Source organism: Peribacillus acanthi (assembly GCF_003073175.1).
GTDB lineage: Bacteria > Bacillota > Bacilli > Bacillales > DSM-1321 > Bacillus_BN > Bacillus_BN acanthi.
Genome location: NZ_QBBX01000042.1, coordinates 1 through 3,444, shown reverse-complemented (window position 1 = coordinate 3,444; position 3,444 = coordinate 1). Strand labels below are relative to the sequence as shown.

3 protein-coding genes are annotated in these 3,444 nt (G+C 31.9%); 2 read left to right on the top strand and 1 reads right to left on the bottom strand.

Going from position 1 to position 3,444, the window contains the following annotated elements; all coding sequences use genetic code 11:
• Window positions 1-139: 139 nt before the first annotated feature.
• Window positions 140-760, top strand: coding sequence for a DUF4304 domain-containing protein (locus tag DBX25_RS20320; protein WP_108672574.1), 621 nt, complete (start codon window positions 140-142; stop codon window positions 758-760).
• Window positions 761-1,612: 852 nt separating this feature from the next.
• On the opposite strand, the gene DBX25_RS20315 is transcribed toward DBX25_RS20320, so the two are convergent.
• Window positions 1,613-2,284: a hypothetical protein gene (locus DBX25_RS20315; RefSeq protein WP_108672573.1), complete on the bottom strand. Its 672-nt coding sequence runs from the start codon at window positions 2,282-2,284 to the stop codon at window positions 1,613-1,615.
• Between the two features lie 575 nt (window positions 2,285-2,859).
• Between DBX25_RS20315 and DBX25_RS20310 the strand changes: the two genes are divergently transcribed.
• On the top strand, window positions 2,860-3,321 hold the full coding sequence (locus DBX25_RS20310; RefSeq protein WP_108672572.1) for a DUF2691 family protein: 462 nt from the start codon (window positions 2,860-2,862) through the stop codon (window positions 3,319-3,321).
• Window positions 3,322-3,444: the final 123 nt, after the last annotated feature.

The following is a 3,444-nucleotide window of genomic DNA, read 5'->3' as shown; positions in this document are numbered from 1 at the left end:
GACATATAACACCAAATTAACGAATTTTGAAATACTGAGAAAACCAGAGAAAACGGGCGATTTCGCTTTCTTTATTGAGGGAGAATAGTTTAAGAAACGAAGGTGAGCATAGAATTAACTTTATTAGGGGAGTAGGGATATGAGTATGCAGAATGTTTTGAAGCAGATTATCAAAGATATAATTACCCCTTTATTTAAGAAAAATGGATTTAAAAAGAGTGGAAACAACTTTGCAAAAGTGTTTGCGGATTTTACTTGGACAGTAAATATCCAACTATCTAGGCATAATAGCCAAGGTGAAGTAGAATTCACTATTAATACCGGCATCTATTCTGATAAATTATTCGGAACGTTGAATGAATGGAATCCTCCTAGTTTCCCTACGGAAAAAGAATCAGTTCTAAGAGCACGAATTAATGAAATCAAAGGAGAGTCGGATAACTGGTATAAACTTAACTCTCACTCCGATGTTGAAAAATTAAAAGAACAATTACAAAGTGATATAGTTACCGTTCTTCTTCCATACTTTGAACAATTCCAGACAATGAATGACATTATTAAAGAACTGGAATTTAGGGAAGAGCAAGGGATATTCGAAAATCCACACCACATAACTATCCTTTACAGATTCTTTGGTTCTATGGATAAGGCTCAAAACAGGATTAAAAAAGTGTATTTGGAACAAGAACTGAATTCACAAAAAGAATTTACTAAGGAACTCGCTGGTCGATTAGGATTAACTATTGAATGTGTTCAATAGCCATTTCTTATTAAACAAAAGAGGCTTGAGTTAAACAACGGAGGTAACTGCAACACCTCCTTTTCTTGTTTAACAAACGGGGCAGGATAGCTCAGTAATGATTTGTAATTTTAATCCAAATATACGGTATATTTAATTAAAGTAATAAAGTTTGGGAGTTGTTCTAAATTGGGCAGAGAAAAAAAGTAAAGAGAAAAGGGCAAGTGTTTTTTCCAATAACTTTATCTTTGTTTTTAATCATTACATACTTCTTTATCAAAAGTGGTTTTGAAGATGCGTATGAAATGCCGATTTTGATGTCTATAATTTTAATTTTTACTTCAATAATAAATATCATACAAAATATAAAGAACAGACAACCTTATTATGTTGGAGGGTCTTTACTTGTAATTGTTATGATTCTAGTATTTTTCTTAATACCAAAGATAATTAACTGGGTATTATTGGTTTAATAGTATAAGTAATAGGAATTCTTTATCTAATTAGCACTGTAGGGAAGTTGTGTTACTAACAGGGCAGGTTTGATGAAGAAGGTATGTTGAAATTTTATTAATCTTTTCCACTTTACTTTGGACAGAAGAAGGGAGTAACCTGCAGGAGCATTTGAAGGTAATTTAGGAATCCCATAAAAAAATGCCAAGACCTTTTAACAAAGTATCCTGGCTTTCATTGTAGATGTTTGGACTATTCTTTAAAATACAGAAATAATCAGGTATTTTCGAAGCACTTTCTTAGTTAGATTTTTTTTTTGTGTATTTGAAAGCTAAAAAAACGATTGCGATAATTAAACCTATAAACAGGTATCCACCAGCAGATGTTAAAAAAGTTATCAAATAAAATCACCTCAATTAATTAATTTACCCTAGTGGTCAACTTTTTATCCTTAATTTTCGATTCTAAGTAAATATCCCATTCTCCCCCGACATATGTATTTAGAGTTAAAGTGTACCTAGCATGTGCAGGAGATGTTGATGTTTCTGTAGCTCTAATTATAGTCAGTACATCAGAATCTACTGTGTATGGAGGTGTAACCAATTTAAATTTATCATATGCTTTCTTTATTGTTGCAATTCCGCTTGTCGATACATTGACATCAATGTAGTAGCTAAAATTTACACTTACTGAATAATAATAAATTTTCCATGTACTGTCACCAAAATCAATATCTTTTGTAGCATTCGGTTCAATTTCGCCTGATGCAAGTGCTTGTACACTCATTGCTGAATATTCGGATATTTCCTCTTTAACCAATTCCTCTATTGTAACTGACTCTAAGTTTAATGAGTTTTCTTGAAAAGTTGAAGTTACAGGTTCAATTCCGATTACTCCAACTTGTTCACCCTTTTCGTTATAAATTGATGTTTCTTGTGTTGCAGGCTCCGATAAATCGAATTCTGTTGATTCAATCGCATCTAATACTTCTTGACCAGCACTCTCGGTTTCCGACGCATAAGATGTATTACTTCCAAAAATAAAAATAGTTATAGCAATTACTGCAACTAAATTTGAAATTTTTCTAAACATGTTAGTCCTCCTAGTTTAACTTTTCTATACTGCAGTAAAGGCCTTTACTAACCTAACAATACCATTTATGTAAAAAATATCCTATTTTTATAATCTTCTAAATTGGAGGGAATTTAGTATTTATAAGGATTCAGGTACATATATCTAACTTTTTCTTAAATTTATATAACTACAGGAATAAATTTGAAACTATCTAAAATTTCAAAGCTAATGAAATATTAACTAATGAAGTTGTGCTAACCGATAACACAAAAGGAGTTTCTCTACGGTTACGTAGATTGATTTTCTCTTGGATGCCTACCGTTTGATGTTGTAATAATAACCTTTTTGGTGAAAGTATTTTGACAAAAAGAGGGCGGTGATCCAGAAGGGTTATCGCCTTTTTTATGGAATTAAAGACTGAGCTCGTAAATAAGTATAGAGGCATGAAAATAAATAGGAGGTTAAATGGCAAGTATTAAGGTTTTTCCAATATGCCAAATTATTTTATTATCGATATTACTTCCTGCTTGTCGTTCAGATTCAGACTATGACACTAAAGGGGTAGGTTAAGTAAATAAAGAGAGGTAGCATTTATGAAAAGAGGCATTACTTTCGAAATTCCAAATAAACCTGGTATTTTTCTTAGTGATATATTCAAACCTATTGAAATAGATATATTCAATTGGAGAATAAGAAATGACGAAACCTATTTGATGAAAGAAAGTCAATTGGGGGAACCACTTTTTCCAGAAAACGAAATGGATGGTATGCTTCTGCAAGAAGTAATAGAAAAGGATTGTTATTATGTTATTTTTGTAGAGTTAATTGCGTACCCAAAAGGTAAACAGGTAATAGATATTGAAACCTATGAGGATTTTATTAATAGCGAATGTCAATTGGTGCTTTTAATCGTAGATAGTTCATTTACTACAATATATTGTAAGAATAAAGAAATACTCGATAGATTGTATAACAACGCAATAAAACGGGGGTATGATCAAGTCCAATACATCACAGACGAAAATGACACAAGAACAAGGCTTTCGGTATGGTAAATCTCTTACTTTCCTAATGGCAACTTCTCTTAAACAAAACGGGGCAGCATTCCTGTAATGACTGAAAATGAGATTTGAACAAAAAAATAACCTCTTGGTAGAATGAGAGTGTCCTGAAGCTGG